At 67.7% G+C, this 16,301-nt stretch carries 16 protein-coding genes; 1 reads left to right on the top strand and 15 read right to left on the bottom strand.

The genetic code is table 11. From position 1 onward, the window contains the following. Window positions 1–45 precede the first annotated feature (45 nt). Window positions 46–783, top strand: a complete 738-nt coding sequence (locus tag PXJ20_RS12160) for a class I SAM-dependent methyltransferase (protein WP_199541504.1) — start codon at window positions 46–48, stop codon at window positions 781–783. A 147-nt stretch (window positions 784–930) separates the two neighbouring features. Here PXJ20_RS12160 and PXJ20_RS12155 read toward each other — a convergent pair whose 3' ends face one another. From PXJ20_RS12155 to PXJ20_RS12085, 15 genes are read right to left on the bottom strand one after another with little or no spacing between them, the layout of a single operon-like run. Further along, window positions 931–1,371 (bottom strand): excinuclease ABC subunit A, encoded by a 441-nt coding sequence (locus tag PXJ20_RS12155; RefSeq protein ID WP_421030820.1) that lies wholly within the window; start codon window positions 1,369–1,371, stop codon window positions 931–933. 17 nt (window positions 1,372–1,388) lie between these two features. Next, window positions 1,389–1,847 (bottom strand): signal peptidase, encoded by a 459-nt coding sequence (locus PXJ20_RS12150; protein WP_421030819.1) that lies wholly within the window; start codon window positions 1,845–1,847, stop codon window positions 1,389–1,391. Continuing rightward, the gene (locus PXJ20_RS12145; RefSeq protein ID WP_421030818.1) at window positions 1,844–3,145 is read right to left on the bottom strand and encodes a beta-ketoacyl synthase N-terminal-like domain-containing protein; all 1,302 of its coding nucleotides are present in this window, start codon (window positions 3,143–3,145) and stop codon (window positions 1,844–1,846) included. The genes PXJ20_RS12150 and PXJ20_RS12145 overlap by 4 nt, the downstream gene beginning before the upstream one ends. After that, complete coding sequence (locus PXJ20_RS12140; protein WP_421030817.1) at window positions 3,142–4,368, bottom strand: beta-ketoacyl-ACP synthase; 1,227 nt, start codon at window positions 4,366–4,368, stop codon at window positions 3,142–3,144. Before PXJ20_RS12140 ends, PXJ20_RS12145 begins: the two co-directional genes overlap by 4 nt. Continuing rightward, window positions 4,368–5,093: a 3-ketoacyl-ACP reductase FabG2 gene (locus PXJ20_RS12135; protein ID WP_421030816.1), complete on the bottom strand. Its 726-nt coding sequence runs from the start codon at window positions 5,091–5,093 to the stop codon at window positions 4,368–4,370. The genes PXJ20_RS12140 and PXJ20_RS12135 overlap by 1 nt, the downstream gene beginning before the upstream one ends. Next, on the bottom strand, window positions 5,090–5,587 hold the full coding sequence (locus PXJ20_RS12130) for a hotdog family protein (RefSeq protein ID WP_126875688.1): 498 nt from the start codon (window positions 5,585–5,587) through the stop codon (window positions 5,090–5,092). The genes PXJ20_RS12135 and PXJ20_RS12130 overlap by 4 nt, the downstream gene beginning before the upstream one ends. 8 nt (window positions 5,588–5,595) lie before the next feature. Beyond that, window positions 5,596–6,795 carry a beta-ketoacyl-[acyl-carrier-protein] synthase family protein gene (locus PXJ20_RS12125; protein WP_421030815.1) on the bottom strand — a complete coding sequence of 400 codons (1,200 nt, stop codon included), beginning with the start codon at window positions 6,793–6,795 and terminating at the stop codon, window positions 5,596–5,598. Then, the gene (locus PXJ20_RS12120; RefSeq protein ID WP_421030814.1) at window positions 6,792–9,212 is read right to left on the bottom strand and encodes an MMPL family transporter; all 2,421 of its coding nucleotides are present in this window, start codon (window positions 9,210–9,212) and stop codon (window positions 6,792–6,794) included. The genes PXJ20_RS12125 and PXJ20_RS12120 overlap by 4 nt, the downstream gene beginning before the upstream one ends. Beyond that, entirely contained in the window at window positions 9,212–9,919 is a 708-nt protein-coding gene (locus PXJ20_RS12115; protein ID WP_421030813.1) for a LolA family protein, read from the bottom strand. The genes PXJ20_RS12120 and PXJ20_RS12115 overlap by 1 nt, the downstream gene beginning before the upstream one ends. Then, window positions 9,907–10,338, bottom strand: coding sequence for an acyl-CoA thioesterase (locus PXJ20_RS12110; RefSeq protein ID WP_421030812.1), 432 nt, complete (start codon window positions 10,336–10,338; stop codon window positions 9,907–9,909). Before PXJ20_RS12110 ends, PXJ20_RS12115 begins: the two co-directional genes overlap by 13 nt. After that, window positions 10,335–11,927 carry an HAL/PAL/TAL family ammonia-lyase gene (locus PXJ20_RS12105; protein ID WP_421030811.1) on the bottom strand — a complete coding sequence of 531 codons (1,593 nt, stop codon included), beginning with the start codon at window positions 11,925–11,927 and terminating at the stop codon, window positions 10,335–10,337. The genes PXJ20_RS12110 and PXJ20_RS12105 overlap by 4 nt, the downstream gene beginning before the upstream one ends. Beyond that, a complete protein-coding gene (locus tag PXJ20_RS12100) occupies window positions 11,914–13,629 on the bottom strand; it encodes a glycosyltransferase family 2 protein (protein WP_421030810.1) in 1,716 nt (571 codons plus the stop codon). Before PXJ20_RS12100 ends, PXJ20_RS12105 begins: the two co-directional genes overlap by 14 nt. Continuing rightward, window positions 13,626–15,350, bottom strand: coding sequence for an AMP-binding protein (locus tag PXJ20_RS12095; protein ID WP_421031010.1), 1,725 nt, complete (start codon window positions 15,348–15,350; stop codon window positions 13,626–13,628). The genes PXJ20_RS12100 and PXJ20_RS12095 overlap by 4 nt, the downstream gene beginning before the upstream one ends. Next, window positions 15,347–16,048 (bottom strand): hypothetical protein, encoded by a 702-nt coding sequence (locus PXJ20_RS12090; RefSeq protein ID WP_421030809.1) that lies wholly within the window; start codon window positions 16,046–16,048, stop codon window positions 15,347–15,349. Before PXJ20_RS12090 ends, PXJ20_RS12095 begins: the two co-directional genes overlap by 4 nt. Next, window positions 16,048–16,299 carry an acyl carrier protein gene (locus tag PXJ20_RS12085; protein ID WP_017778070.1) on the bottom strand — a complete coding sequence of 84 codons (252 nt, stop codon included), beginning with the start codon at window positions 16,297–16,299 and terminating at the stop codon, window positions 16,048–16,050. The genes PXJ20_RS12090 and PXJ20_RS12085 overlap by 1 nt, the downstream gene beginning before the upstream one ends. Window positions 16,300–16,301 lie beyond the last annotated feature (2 nt).

Raw genomic sequence — 16,301 nt, 5'->3', positions numbered from 1 at the left:
GTCGCGCAGCCGTTCTACTCACCCAACATGCGCGGGGAATAAACCATGTCGCCGTCCGAAACATCCAGTGTGCCTTTCGTGCCGGAGACGGCATTCGGTGTCTGGTTCCTGCGCACCCACACGTGGGAACACCACGTGCTACGTGTGGCGATCAACGACCTCAAACGGCTCATCGATACGCCTCTGCCGGCAGCGCCGGTCATTGTCGACGTGGGCTGCGGTCAGGGCAAGTCGTTCCGCCTGCTCGCCAACGCGTTTAGTCCGCAGCGCATCGTCGGCATCGATTATCACGCCGAGTCGCTCGCGCTCGCGGAGCAATCGGGCGAAGCGTGTCGCGCTCAAGCCGCCGCGCCGCTCGACATCGAACTGCTGCGCGGCGATTGCGCGAATCTGCCGCAGGCATCGGCCAGCGCCGACATCGTGTTCTGCCATCAAACCTTCCATCACCTCGTCGAGCAGGAGCGCGCGCTCGCCGAATTCCATCGCGTGCTGAAACCGGGCGGCGTGCTGCTCTTTGCCGAATCCACCGAGGCCTACATCAAGTCGTGGGTGATCCGGCTGCTGTTCCGTCACCCCATGCAGGTCCAGAAAAGTGCCGACGGCTATCTCGACATGATCCGGCAGGCAGGGTTCCGCTTCGGGCCGCAGAACGTGTCGCTACCGTACCTGTGGTGGAGCCGCGCCGCCGACTTCGGCCTCTTCGAGCGGCTCGGCCTTCATCACCCGAAGCCCGGCAAGCGGCGTGAAACGCTCGTCAACGTGGCGGCCGTCAAAGCGTCCTGAGCCTCCAGGCGCACAGCGGCGGCGCTCGCACCAATCGGGCCGCCGCCGACGCCACCCTCCGCCATCCCGCGTACTTACCGCCTACTTACCGCCTACTTACCGCCTACTTCCCGCCTACTTACCGCCTACTTCCCGCCTACTTCCCGCCTACTTCCCGCCCTTCAGCGTCACCACATCGCCCACCAGCGCAACGCCCGCAATGAACGCCCCCGCCCCGCATGTGAACTGCGTGGGGCTCTCCGTCAACTGGTTCCGGTAGTTGCTCTTGATGTTGATGACCGCATTGCCGCCTTCCTTGCGCGCGCGGTCCTGCAACTCGATCACGGCCGACAGGAACACGTGCTGGCAAGCCGCTTCGTCGGTCTTGTTGAAGGCGTTCGTCTTCTTGTTGGTGGCGAACTGACCGAACGACTTGAGCACAGCCGGATGCTTCTGGCCGGCGAAGTACAGCGTGACGTCGTCAGTCACCTTGCCGGGCTCGCTGCGCAGCGCTTCGTCGACGGGGTAGCTCGACACCGTGTCGCGCGCGAACGCGTGCGAGGTCGCGAGCGCCGCGCACAGCGCGGCCAGCATCAAAGACTTTTTCATCGCAATCCTCACTGGGTTCAGTTGGCCTGGAGGACGACGCGCTCGCCCTCGACTGCAATCGCCGCCGCGCTCGGGCTCACGCCACAGGTGTAGTCCGTGGCCGATGCCGTTTCCGTGGAGTGGAAACGCGTTTTCACGTTGACGACGGCGTTGGCGCCGTGCTCGCGCGCGTCGGCCCGCACTTTCTGCAGCGCTTGTGCCAGCGCCTTGCTGCATGATGCTTCGGGGCCGTCGGTGGTGCGCGCGATGCGCACCGAGTACGAGACGCGGCCGAGTTGGCGCTGCACCGCCGGATGAGCCTGCGCGCCGAAATACAGCGCCACGTCGGCGCCTTGCGACGAAGCCGCGGACACGGGCGCGAGCGGCAGCGACTTCACCTGGGTCGCGCAACCGGCCTGCGTGAGGGTAACAAGCGTGACAACAGCCACGACACCAACACCGGCCACCGAGCGTCGCGTAAGGGAGTTCTTCTTCATTTTTTTCCTCGTGAGATCAAGATCGCCTGTGGCGTCCTGCCGTCTTCCAGGCACGACTTCCAGGCGCTAAACATCAGGCTCGCGCAACTGCCGCCGAACCCGAATGAAACGGACATTGCATGATCGATGGCGGCGTCGCGCGACGCTCGCACGAGCGGCAGGCCGGCTGCGCGCGCGTCGAGCGATTCGATGCCCGCCGTGCCCGCCATGTAGCCCTCGCGCATCATCAGCAGCGTGTAGATGGCTTCGTGCGCGCCACACGCGCCTGGCGGGTGGCCCGTCAGGCCCTTCGTCGACGAGAACGGCGGAATCGATTCGCCGAATACGGCGGCGAGCGCGTCCAGTTCCTCGACGTCCCCGCGCGGCGTGGCAGGCGCGTGCGTGTTGATGTAGTCGGGCCGCGTGCCGGCCTCGTCGAGCGCGGCGCGCATGGCACGTGCGATGCCGCTCGCGTGGGGCGTCACCATGCCCGCGCCGTCGGTGCAATGGCCGAAGCCCGTCAGCTCCGCGTAGATGCGCGCGCCGCGCGCGAGCGCATGTTCGAGCGATTCGAGCACCAGCACGCCCGCCCCCGACGCGATCACGAAGCCGTCGCGGCCGGTATCGTAGGGCCGCGAGGCTCGTTCCGGAACCGCGTTGAAGCCGCGCGAAAGCGCGCCCATCGCGTCGAACAGCAGCGTCATGTTGTCGTGCAGCGCCTCGCTGCCGCCCGCGAGCACAAGTGCCTGGCGCCCGGTCTGAATCAGTTGCATCGCCTGGCCGATGGCAAGCGCCGACGTCGTACAGGCCGACGAAGGCGAGTACGTCACGCCCTCCACACCGAACACGTGCGCGACATTGGCCGAGGTCGTGCTGCTCATCGCCTGCGGCACCGTATAAGGCGGCACGCGGTCGAGCCCGCGCGCCTCGCCGATGGCGAGCGCACTGTCGTAGGCCGACATGGCCCCCACGCCCGAGCCAATCACGGCGCCCGCCCTGGGCGTGCGCAACGCGGCCACGTCGAGGCCCGCATCGGCGATTGCGCTGCGCGCCGCGTGGCACGCGAAGCGCGCGGTATCGCCCATGAAGCGTTCGAGCTTGCGCTCGAAAGGCGGCTCGTGCGCCACCGACGCCACACCGGCAACCTGACTCGCGAAGCCGCGCTCGCGCCAGGCTTCGACCCGCACGATGCCGCCACGGCCCGCGCGCAACCGCGCGGACACCTCATCGAGCGTATTGCCGAGGCACGACACGATGCCCATGCCGGTGACGACCACCCGTCGCATGCCGGTCGAGGTCACGAGAGACGGCTCGCTCATCCGGCGCGCCTGAACACGAGTGACGTATTCACGCCGCCGAACGCAAAGTTGTTGCTCATCACGTATTCGGTGTCGATCGTGCGCGGCGCCTTCACGATGTAGTCGAGGCTCGCGCAGGCCGGGTCCACGTCGTCGAGATTGAGCGTGGGCACATACCCGTTGCGCTTCATCATCTCGATGGTCCACCAGGCTTCGATGGCGCCGCACGCGCCCAGCGTATGGCCGATATAGCTCTTGAGCGAGCTGATCGGCATGCGCTCGCCGAAGGTCTGCGCCGTGGCGTGGCTTTCCGCGATATCGCCACGGTCGGTCGAGGTGCCGTGCGCGTTGACGTAGCCGATGGCATCCGCCGGCAGGTTCGCGTCGCGCAGCGCGAGTTGCATCGCAAGGGCCATGGTGTCGGCCGTGGGCTGCGTGATATGCGCGCCGTCCGAATTGCAGCCGAAGCCCACCACCTCGGCGTGAATGCGCGCGCCGCGCGCCACGGCGTGCTCGTACTCTTCGAGCACGAGCGTGGCGGCCCCCTCGCCCACCACGAGCCCGTCGCGGGCCACATCGAACGGACGCGGCGTGAGTTGCGGGTCGTCGTTGCGCGTGCTCGTCGCGTAGAGCGTGTCGAACACGGCCACGGCAGGCCCCGAGAGTTCCTCCGCGCCGCCCGCCAGCATCAGCGTCTGTTTGCCGTACGCGATCGTCTCGTAGGCGTAGCCGATCGCCTGGCTGCCCGATGCGCACGCGCACGAGGTGGGCACGATGCGCCCTTTCAGGTCCCAGAAGAGACTCACGTTCACGGCGGTCGTGTGCGGCATCATCTGCACGTAGCTGTTCGACGTGACGTCGCTCATCGAGCCCGTGTCGAGCATCTTGCCGAACGCGCGAATGGGCTCTACGGAACCGGACGACGAACCGTAGGCCACGCCCATGCGGCCGTCCTTGATCGAGGGATCGTCGAGCAGCCCCGCATCGGCCAGCGCCAGTTCGCTCGCGCGCACGGCGTAGACCGACACGGGCCCCATCGAACGCGTCTTCTTGCGCGGATAGTGCGCGGGCACGGGCAGTTCGGGAATCGGGCAGGCGAGCCGCGTATGCAGCGACTCGAAATAGTCCCACGCCGGGATGCGACGCACCGCGTTGCGGCCGAGTTTCAACGCGGCTTCGATCTCGTCCCACTTGTTGCCGAGCGCCGTGACACCGCCCATTCCCGTAATGACGACGCGCTTCATCACACCATCCCGCCGTTCACGCCGATCACCTGGCGCGTCACGTAAGACGCCGCATCGGACATCAGGAAGCCCACCACTGCCGCCACTTCGGCCGGCTGCCCGACGCGGTTCATCGGCACCGCCTTGAGCGCCTGGTCGAGCGGCACGCTGTCGAGCATGCCGGTGTCGATGAGCCCCGGCGCCACGCTGTTGACCGTGATGTTGCGCGACGCGAGTTCCACCGCGAGCGCCTTCGTCGCACCGATCAAACCCGCCTTCGCCGCGCTGTAATTGACCTGCCCGCGGTTGCCGGTCACACCCGACACCGAGGCCACCGTCACGATGCGCCCGCCTTTGCGCGCGCGCACCATCGGCATCGTCAACGGATGCACGACGTTGTAGAACGCATCGAGACCGGTTTCGATCACGACGTCCCAGTCTTCGCCGGTAAGCGCGGGGAACGCGGCGTCGCGCGTTACACCGGCGCAGCAGACGATGCCGTAGTACGCGCCGTGCGCTTCGACGTCGGCTTCGAGCACGGTGCGGCACGCGGCGCGCTCGCGCACGTCGAACTGCAGCACGGTGGCCGTGCCGCCTTGCGCCGTGATGCCGGCCGCGACTGCTTCGGCTTCCTGACGACCGCTGCGGCAATGCACCGAGACGGCGAAGCCGTCCGCGGCAAGCTGGTAGGCGATAGCGCGGCCGATGCCGCGGCTCGCGCCGGTAACGAGAACACGGCGGCTCATGGCTTGAAAGCCTCCTCGATAAAAGTCTGGAAATTGCGCGGCTGATAGACCTTGACGATGGCCTCGGCGCACACGGCGTCTTCGTGGCCGATCGTACACGCGTAGGCGCCATGGCCTTCCTCGCTGCGCAGCACTTCGTTGATGGTGATGTGCAACTGCGCACCGCACGGAAATGCGGGCATACGCGCCTCATAGCGGCGCGTGCCGAGCAGCACGCCGGGCTTCACGCTTTCGCCGGCACGCATGGCGAGCAGGCCGACGTGCGCCGCAATGGCCTGCGCCATCAGCTCGACGCCGATCCACGCCGGCATGGCGCCCGCGCGGTCGGCGTACCAGGCGTCGCCGCGCACGCTCGCATGCGCCGTCAACGATTCGTCGCCGAATGCGCTCACCGAGTCGAGCAACAGCATCGTGCCCCGATGCGGCAGGAGTTGCTCGATGGGCGGCAGTGCCGTGTTGCCTTCGAAGGCATGGGGCGGAGTGGATAGCGTCATCGCAGGCCTCACCGGGCAAGAATCAGGCTGACATTGCTGCCGCCGAACGCAAACGAATTGCTCATCACGTACGGCGTGCCGCCATCGCGCGGCAAATGGCGCTCGTCTTCGACGAGATCGAGCGTGGGCAGTGCGGGATCGGCCTCGCCATCCCAGACGTGACGCGGCAATGCGACGTCGCTGCGCGCGAGCGTGAGCCATGCGAAGCCGAGTTCAGTCGCGCCCGCCGCGCCGAGCAGGTGTCCCGTGAGCGGCTTCGTGCCGCTCGCCGCCACGCCTTGCGGAAAAACGCGCGTCATCAGGTGCGCTTCCATCTCGTCGTTCTTGATAGTCGCCGTGGCGTGCAGGTTCACGTAGCCCACCGCCGACGGCGCGATGCCCGCATCGCCGAGCGCCGCGCGCAAAGCCAGTTCGCCACCCCCGCCCTGCGGATCGGGCGCCGAGATGTGATGCGCGTCGCTCGATTCGCCCGCGCCCGCGAGCCGCACCGGTCCTTCGTCGCGGCTCATCAGGAACACCGCCGCGCCCTCGCCGATGTTGATGCCGCGGCGCTGCGCACTCATCGGGTTCATGCGCACGGGGCTGGTCGAATCGAGCGAGGCAAAGCCTTGCAGCGTCAACTCGCACAGCGAATCCACGCCGCCCACCACCACCGCGTCGCACAGCTTGAGCCGCAGCAGACGGCGCGCAGACACGAACGCCTTGGCGCTCGACGTGCACGCCGTCGAGATCGTGAACGCCGGCCCGCGCAGGCCCAGCACCGCGGCCGCGAACGGCGCGGCCGTGCCGATCTCCATTTGCCGGTAGTCGAACGTGGACGGCATCGTGCCGGTAGCGGAACGCTCGCGCAGCGCCGCTTCGGCCGCGCCGATGCCCGAAGTGCTGGTGCCGAGCACCACGCCGATACGCTGCGCGCCGTAGCGCTCGCGCGCGGCCTCGATAGCCGGCGCGATCTGCGCGAGCGCGGCGAGCAGCAGACGGTTGTTGCGGCAGTCGTAGGCGGCGAGCGCTGCGGGCGCTGCGAACGCTGAGGGCGGTACGAAATCGAGCGACGCCGTCACGCGGCCGGCGAACATCGTGCCGATGCGCGTCTCGATGGGTCCCATACCGGGTGCGCGGCCGTTCGCGAGCGACGCGACGATGGTGTCCACGTCGTCGCCGAGCGCATTGATCATGCCGGGCGCGTGCAGATAGACAGGCGCGTTCACGCGGCCCTCCGTTGAGTAGCAGGGATGCCGAGCGGCGCGAGCAGCACGGACACCAGGATGCCGAGCGAAAGCGTCGCGCCGAAGCTCTTGAGCGCCGGCATCGAACTCATGCCGAGCAGACCGAACGACAGCAAGGTGGTCGCCGCGGAAAGCAGCACGCCGGTCCAGACGGCGCCGAGTTGCGCGGGGGCGCGCAAGGCGCCTTCACGCAGAAACACCGCGTAGTTCGCGCCCACGCCGAGCACGAGCATCAGCGCGAGCGAGTTAAAGAGCGTGAAGCGCACGTGGGCATAACCGAACACGGCAAGCGTGACGCCTATCGCGACGAGCACCGGCAGCCCGGTCGCGATGCCGCCGCGCAGGCCATAGCGCAGCATCAGCAGCACGAATACGAGCAACAGCGCGCCCGCGAGCCAGATGGCGCTGTCGAGCCGCCAGGCGCCGAAAAGGCGCGAGACGCTCGCGGCCTTGTCGACAAAGCTCACCCCAGGCACCGTGTGCGCCGTGGCGACCAACGCCGCTTCGTTCGCCGCCGAAACGCCCTGAGGAATAACGACGGCCGCGAATGCGTCGGGCGCGCTCTTCGAGCGTCCGAGCCAGAGATGGCGAAACGGCTGCGACCACGGTTCGGCCAGCCAGTCGTCGACGTTCAGCGCGGCCCCGTTCGATTTCCCGTAGGCGGCGAGCCACGTGTTCGCCACTTCGTCGCGAAAACCGGCTTCGGTCAGCATGGCGCGCAACGCCGCGGGGTCGCGGAACACGTGCGTAGCGATGAGCGTGTAATCGGCCCGTTGCTGCTCTTCAGACGGCACGAACGATGCTGCCGATTGCCAGCCGCTCACGAGCGGCGCGCCCGATGCATCGGTGAGCGCACCGAGCTTCGTCGCGAGCGCCTCGGCACGTTCAAGTACGCGCTCCGGCGACTCGCCGCTCACCACGAAGAACTGCGAGCTGTTGTCGACGCCCACGGCCTGGGTCACCACACGCTCCTGGGCGACGAGCGACGGATCGCGCTGGATCAGCAGATGGATGTCGTCGTCGCTGGCAAGCCGGAGCCAGCCGGGCACCGCGACGAGGACCATCGCGGCAGCAACGAGCCCGACCCGCAACGTGCTGCGTCCTGCGAGCAATGTATGCCATCTCGTCAGCATCGCGGCGGCCACGGCGAACAGCGTGCGCGGCGCATGCCGCGCGGGCCGCGCGAGCAGGCTCGGCAGCAGCCACAGCACCGACGCGAAGGCGGTCGCGATACCCACCATCGCGAAACACGCAATCTGCTTGAGCGCGGGGAACGGCGCGAAGGTGAGGATCGCGTAGCCCAGCAGACTCGTGGCGAGCGCGACCGTCAGGGCCGGCGCGACTTCGCGCGCGCCGCGCCGCGGCTCCCAGTTCTGCCCGGCGCCGAGATAGACAACGAAATACTGAATCGAATAATCGACCGCCTCGCCGATCAGGCTCGCGCCGAACACGAGCGTCAGCAGATGCAGTTGGCCGAATACGAGCAAGGTGGCCGCGAGCGCGCAGAGAATGCCGAGCGCGGTGGAGACGAAGCCCAGCGCGATGAGCCGCGGCGAGCGAAAGATCCATAACATCAGCAACGCAATGCCGACCAGCGAGCCGATACCGATGGCGTGCATCTCGCGCTCCGAGGCACGGCGCGCCGCCTCGGCGTAAAAGACGGCGCCCGTGCGCGCGAGCGTGACGTCAGGGAACGCAGCCTTGAGCCCCGCTTCACCTTGCGCGACGGCGGCGAGCACCGCGCGCTGGATGTCGGTCTCGTAGGCCGAGCCGCGCAGTGTCGCGACCACGAGCACGCTGGCGGTCGAGCCGCGATGCGAAACCAGCAGCCCGTCTTCTATCGTCAGGTTCGAGGTGGCGAGCGGCAGGCCACCCAGCCAATGCTGGAGCCAGCCGAAAGGGTCGTCCGCGAGCGACGCAGTGAGACCGGCGGCCGGCAGCCCGTAGAGACGCTGCAGCAGCGCATCGTGCAGCGCCGCGGCGCCACCGGCGATGCTCTGGCGATCCGCGGGCGTGAGCAGATTGAAGCGATACGGCAGGTAGAAGCGCGCGATTCGCGACAGGTCGAACGGCGGCAATTGCGCCGTCACTGCTGCGAACGCGCCGCTCGCTGTGAGCGCCACGCCGAGTTGTCGCGCGGCCGCCTTGGCGTGCGCGCCATCGTCGCTCGACACCACGAAGACGGCGCGATTGCCGAGCGCGCCTGCGAGGCGGTCTACGGCTTCTTCCGCGACAGGGTCCGCCTCGGTTGCGGGCAGCAAAGCCAGCAGATTGGTTTGCAGCGGCGACGGCCCCGCAAAGCGCCACGCGCAATAAAGTGCCGCAGCAAGCGCGAGTACCAGCCACGCGGCGCGCAGGCACCCCGTCCGGGACACGGCGAACGTGCGTTGCGCCTCCACTACCGGGCCCCGAACAACGCGAGTTCGGCAGGCGCGAGTTCGCTCACCGCTGCACTGCCTTCGAAGTCGAGTTGCGTCACGTCACCGTTCGCGTGTGCGATGCGCAGCGTGCGCAGATAGTCGCCGCCGCTCATCTGCAACGAGGCAATGGACTGCGCGATTTGCGGCTGATTCGGCACGAGCCGCATCTGCCAGCGTGCGGGCGTGCCCGTTGCCTCGACGTCGAACTGCGAATAGAGCGCGCTCAGGTCGCCCGCGAGCACGGCGCGCATCATCTTCGAGATGCCGGCCGCAGCGCGAGCGCCCTGGGCGCTGCGACTTGCCGTCTGCGTGCCCGCGGCGTCTACCGTAACGATGCCGGCGTCGGTCATGACCCACGTGGCTTTGTAGGGCGTGTCGATGTGCCAGATCGCGCCGCGTTCGCGCAAGAACAGCAGCGAGCCCGTGCTGACGAGCGGCGCTTTCATCGCCGCGAGCGTCTGCGTCTGCGTGAAACGTGCACGAACGCCCTTCGCTTTCGCGAGATGCGAGGCGATTTGCGAGACGAGCGCCATGTCGTTCAAAGCAGGCGATGCGGTTGACGCAGCGGTTCCGGCGGAAGCCTGCGCGGGCGTGCCGGCCACCGAGGCGGCCCCGCAAAGTACCGGCATCGCGATCAGCGCCATTGCGGCCACCGAAGCCGACACGCGCACATTCAGCGTTCCCATGCCCGCTCCAGCTTCTCGAACACCACGGTCGGCGACACGAATTGCAGTTCCTTCGTCTCGGCGTGCACCGCGACCTGGATCGTGTAGCCCTTCGTGAGCCGCTCGCCCGAGACGGCATCGACGATCTCGTAGCCGATCTTCAAGCGGTTCTCGTGTTCGAGCAGTTGCGCCCGCACTTCCAGGCGCTGACCGTAGACCGCGGGCCGCACGTACTTCAAATGAACCTCGACCACCGGCCAGAGATAGCCCGACGCCTGCATTTCACGGTAGTCGTAGTCGAACCTGCGCAGCAGTGCGGCGCGGCCTATCTCGAAGTACTTGAGGTAGTGGCCGTGCCAGCACACGTTCATGGCATCGACGTCGTGGAACGGCACTTCGACGTCCGCACTTGCGCTCAGAACCGCACGCGTGCCGCTCATGCCGTGGCTCCTTCCGTGCGCTCAATGAGCCCGCCCGCCGCAATGCTCGCCGTCACGGCGCGCAGGTCATGTTCGAGCGGGCGGTCTTCGTCGACGAACGACGACAGCGCCGTCACCTCGCTCATGAAGCGTTGCAGCGGTGCGGGGATCATCGTCGCGCCGTTCATCTTCAGGCGCAGTTGCACGGCCTGCACCGTTGCGAGCGTGTGCGCCGCCGCGACCTGTTCGGTGAGTTGCAGCACGCGCAGGCAATCGCGCGCGGCAATCGTGCCCATGCTCACCTTGTCCTGGTTGTGCGCCTCCGTGGAGCGCGAGAACACGCTTGCAGGCATGGTGTGCTTGAGCGCCTCCGCGGTCCAGGCCGACGACGAGATCTGCACCGCCTTGAAGCCATGGTTGATGGGCGCGCGCGCCGGCGCCGCACCCGTGAGGTTGCGCGGCAGACCGTTGTTGAACTTGTCGTCGACGAGCAGCGCCAGCTGCCGGTCCATCAAGTCTGCGAGATTGGCCACTGCGGTCTTCAGCGAATCCATGGCGAAGGCGATGTGGCCGCCGTAGAAGTTGCCGCCGTGCAGCACGCGACCGCTATCGGGGTCCACGAGCGGATTGTCGTTTGCGCTGTTCAACTCGTTCTCGACATCGCGGCGCACCCAGCTGAGTGCATCGCAGGCCACGCCAATCACGTGCGGCGCACAGCGGATCGAATAGCGGTCTTGCAGGCGATGTCCCGGCGTATCGGTGCGTCCCGCGAGATCGGCGCGAATCCAGGCAGCGGCTTCGGCCTGGCCCGCGTGGGGCTTCGCCTCGAAGATCAACGGATCGAAATGCGCGGCGCGGCCGTCGAGTGCAACCGTGGATAACGCCGTGAGACTGGCCGCGAGGCGCGCCAGCTGCGCGGCGCGCGCGAACGCGAGACACGCGAGGCCCGTCATCACGGCCGTGCCGTTCATCAGCGCAAGACCTTCCTTCGGCGCGAGCGTCAGCGGCTCGTGTCCGAGCGCGCGCCAGGCTTCGCGCGCGGAGCACAACGCGCCGCGAAACATCACGTCGCGCTCGCCCACCAGCGCGGCTGCCACATACGAGAGCGGCGTGAGGTCGCCGCTCGCCCCCACCGATCCTTCCGACGGAATGCGCGGCAGCACGCGATGGTTGATGAGATCGGCGACGCGTTCCAGCAGCACGGGCCGCACGCCGGAGAATCCGTAGGCGAGCGAATTGAGCCGCGCGGCGATCACGGCGAGCGTTTCTTCGTCGTCCAGATAGTCGCCCATGCCGCAGCCGTGATAGCGCGTGAGCTGCAACGGCAGGGCTTCGACCAGATGCATCGGCACCTCGACGACACACGCGTCGCCATAGCCCGTGTTGACGCCGTAGACCGTCGCGCCCGAAGCCAGATGCTGCTGCAGGAAATCTGCGCCGCGCTGGATGCGGGCACGCCAGGCGGGATCGCTGTTGAGCGATACGGCAGCACGCCGATGCGCCACGGCCACCACGTCTTCGATGGTGAGCCGCCGGCCGCCGATCACGACACACGGCGCCGCCGCGTTATTCGTATGAGCCGCTGCGTCCTTCAAATCATGTTCGGCCATTTGCGCCTCCGCTGGGGCGCGCCCAGAAGTCGTAGAAATTGAACCATTGATACGGCGCCTTGCAGCAATAGTGTTCGAGACGCGCGGCATAACGCTGGGCCCAGACGGCCAGATGTCGGGCACGGTCGCGCCGCGGCAGTTCGATGCGTTCGGCGAACGGCTCGAAGTAGAGCCGGTAAGCGCCGCGTTCCTTGAGGCAGAAGAACAGATAGACGGGGCACGCCAGCGCATGCGCAAGCACGTACGGCCCCTGCGCAAACGGCGCGCTCGCACCGAGAAACGGCACGTGCGTGGTGCGGCCCGCTTCGCGCGCCGGCGTACGGTCGCCGACGATCACGAGCAACTCGCCGCGCTCGATGCGCTCCTGCATCATCAGCGCGGTCTCCGGCCCGAAGTCGCTGACCTCGACGAGGTGCTGCGCGAAGTCGTGGTGCGCGGCGGCCAGCACGCTGTTGAAGCGGCGCGCGTGTTCGGTGTAGACGATCGCCGTCACCCTGGTCTGCGCGCTACGCACGGCGAGCGCGCGCGCCATCTCCAGATTGCCGAGATGCGAACCGATGACGAGCGCGCCGCGCCCGCTGGCGAGCAAGGCGTCGAGCGTGCCGGCATCGTCGAACTTCACGTTGGCGAAATCGAGCTGGCCGGACCAGGCGGCGAGCTTGTCGAAACCCGATTGCGCGAATGTGAGCATGTGCCGATACGCGGTGAGCCAGCCCGGCCGCGGCGTCGACTCGTTCGGTCTGAAGCGTTGGAGTTGCGCAAAATAGCAGGTCGATGCCTTGCGTGCGGCACGTCCCGTCAGCAGGAAATACGCAACGATCGGGTACAGCCACAGCGACGTGAGGCGGGGCCCGATCGTGCGGCAGCCCAGCGCGAGCAGCGCCATGCCGAGGCGGCTGCCGCGCTCAGCCATGCGCCACCATGGCGTCGTGCGTTCACCCTGCTCTTGCGCTGCGCGGCGCGGCATGAACTTGTGCGCGAGCAGCAACGGCGAGCGCATCAGCATGCCCGCCACGAGTCGCGTGTGGCTGCGGCTGATGCGCACGTTGTCCCACAGCACGTCGAAGTGCGAGACGCCGTCCGTCGCGTATCGAACCGCGGTGGGAATCGAGACGAACTCGACGCGCCGCCAAGAGAGCCGCACGAGAATCTCGATGTCGAAGTCCATGCGCGTGGGCAGCTTCACGCCGTCGATCAGATCGCAAGCCAGGTCGAGCGGATACAGGCGGAAGCCGCACATCGAATCGCGAATGGTGAACGAAAGCGTTTCGATCCAGACCCACACGTGCGTCAGATAGCGTCCATACAGCCGCGATTTCGGCACGCTCGCGTCGTACACCGGCCGACCGAGAATCACCGCGTGCGGCTTCGCATGCGCAGCGTCGAGAAAGCGCGGCACGTCGGCTGCGTCGTGCTGCCCGTCGGCGTCGATCTGCAGGGCGTGCGTGAAGCCCGCTGCGCGTGCGGCGCGCAGACCGGCCATCACCGCTGCGCCTTTGCCGCCGTTCACGGGCAGGCGCAGCAGTGTGAGCTGGCCGGCGTAACGCCGAGCGAGTGCGGCCAGTACGGCCTGGGTCGGCTCGTCGCTGCCGTCGTCGACCACGAAGAGCGGCAACCCGTGCGGAATCAGGTTCGCGACGGTTGCGCCAATCGCATCCTTGTGGTTGTAGATCGGAATGACGGCACAGGCAGCCATGCTCATGCAGGCTCCCCGTAGACGACGACGCCCGACGCGCAGTCGCGTTCGCCCAGGTGATACGCGAATTGCAGGCGGCGGCGCGACGCGTCGTGCGTCAGCACGAGCTTGAGCACAGCGCCGGGCGGCACAGGGGCCATGAACTTCAGCTTGTCGATGGACGTGAGCGTGCGCACGCCGGGCACGTACTCGCTCGCGAGCCGCACGACCCAATCGATCTGCACGACGCCGGGCAAAATCGGCAGGCCGGGAAAGTGGCCGGCGAAATGCACGAGCGTGGGCGGCACGTGCAGCTCGTAGAACCGCTCGTTGGCGTCCCCTGCTTCGGCAAGTAGTTCGAAGCCGTCTTCGTGGGCCCCGAACGCGCGTGCAATGGCCGCTGCCTGCAGCTTGCCGCGCGCATCGAACGGCAACGCCTTGCGAAAGCGCCAGTGACGCGGCAGGACCGTCATGTCGAAATAGCCGGCGAGATGGCGCCGCAGCGTCTTCACGAGCTGCACGCGGCCCTCGCGGCGCAGCGCGGCGTTGCCTTCGCCCGACAGCACCACGAGCGCACCGACGCGCTTGCGCGACGCACCGTCGAGCACCGTGGTCGCGGCCTCGGCCACGAACGGATGCAGCCGCAGGCGGCCTTCGAGTTCCGCCAGCGCCACGCGCTTGCCGTCCAGCTTGATGACGCGGTCGAGCCGACCCAGCAGGTTAAAACCACCACGCGTGTCGAACGCCACGGCGTCGTCGGTGCGATGCCAGCCGTCGTGGTCCAGATGCGGCGAACGCAGTTCCAGTGCGCCGTCGTCCGCGCGGCGCACGTCGATGCCGGGCATGGGACGCCACGCGTCGGAGCCGGTCTGCATCCGCCACGCAATGCCACCCGTTTCCGTGCTGCCGTAGATTTCGAGCGGCGCGTGGCCGAGCACGGCAGCAAAGCGCCGGGCCGTGTCGAACGCGAGCGGCCCGCCCGACGAGAAGAACGCGCGAGGCGCGGGATCGAATGCATCGAAGCCGGGCAGATCGGGCCAGCGCGACAACTGCGCGGGCGTGGAAACGACCACCGTCGCCCCGCACTGCGCGATGCGCGCCTGCAACTGCTGCGGGTCGACGCAGGTGGAGCGGTCGAACGCGCGGCCCGCCGCGAGCGGCCAGAACACGCGAAACAGCAGGCCGTAGATGTGATGATGCGGCACGCTCGCGAGCACCGTTGCATCGCCGGCGAGCGCGCCCCACTGCGCTTCAAGCGTGTGCACTTCGGCGTTGAACTGGGCGAGCGTCTTGCGTACGGGCTTCGGCACGCCGCTGCTGCCGGATGTGTAGAGCGTCAGCGGCGCGTTGGGGTCGATGGTGCAGGTGGCCGTTGTGGTGGCCGATGCGGTGGTCGTTGCGGTGGCCGGTGCGTCAATCGACATGGCGACGATGTCGGCGTCGGTCAGCACCGCGTCGTAGGCCTCGCTCAGGTCCGCAAGATAGCCCGGCGCGGAACTCGCCGGAATCACCGGCTCCTTGCCGGCAATGAAGAGGCCGAAGAGCGCGCACGCGAACGTATAGGGATCGTCGGCACACAGCGCGAAGCGCTGCTCCGCGCGTGGGTTCAGGTGGGCGACAATGGCCAGCACACGCGTACGGAATGCGGGAAAACGGATCGTATCGGCGCCGTCGCGACATACCGCGGCGACTGTCTGCGTATCAACCGCCGCGCGCGGTGCGGCAAAGAGCTCGTGCAGCGCGATCACAATGCCCCCGTGCGCTGCGCCCTCGGCAGCATGATGTACTTGCGCCACACCACCTCGGCAACCAGCAGCACGCCCACCACGCCATACGCGATGGCGCCGTTGTAGAGCGACCACGACTCGCGCGACCAGCACAGCGCCGTGTAGGCGGAGAAGATGCCGTTCGCGGCGAAGAATGCCGTCCACAGCTGCGTGACGCGACGCGTGTAGCGCACCACGTGATCAGGCGGATCCGGATACGTGAAGCGCGCGAACCGTTCGATCATCGACGGTCCGTTTGCCAGTGTCGCGCCGAACGCCACGAGCAGCCCGATATTCACAAGCGACGGATAGAGGCGTAGCAGCAGCTCACTGTTGGTCGCGACGATCGCCGCCGACGCACAGTTGAGCGCGCCGGCCACGGCCCAGTCCACGAGGCTCAGCTTGCGCAGCGAGGCCGCGAATGCCCCCGTGCCCGCCACGCGTTGCAGCCACAGCAGCGCGAGCAGCATGCAGCCCACGTAGCGCGGCGAGTCCCAACGCCAGGCGCACAGAATCACGACCGGATAGGCCAGGTTCGCCGCGAGGCGCACCATGCGGCGCGCGCGACCGTATGCGGGCGGTGCTTCGGTCGCGGCGGGCACTGCGTGACTCGCGTCGGTCATGCGACGCGTGGCCGGGTCGCCCGCTGCCTGCGCGTCGCACGAAGGCGTGGATGGCATCAAGCCTGAGCCGCGAGCAGCGATTCCACAGCGGCGATCACGTCGCCCACCGTGCGAACCGACTTGAACTCTTCCGGCTTGATGCGCCGGCCGGTCATTTCCTGCAGCTTGATGGCGAGATCGACAGCGTCGATGCTGTCCAGATCCAGTTCTTCGAACAGATGCGCCTCCGGCGTCACGCGCGCCGGATCGATCGCGAAGTTTTCGTGGAAGATGGCGCGGATGCGCTCGAGAATGTCTGCCTCGGTCACGA

Source organism: Paraburkholderia sp. A1RI_3L, from assembly GCF_048957895.1.
GTDB classification, from domain to species: domain Bacteria; phylum Pseudomonadota; class Gammaproteobacteria; order Burkholderiales; family Burkholderiaceae; genus Paraburkholderia; species Paraburkholderia kururiensis.
The sequence above is the reverse complement of the archived record's forward strand: the minus strand, read 5'-3'. Positions and strand labels throughout refer to the sequence as shown.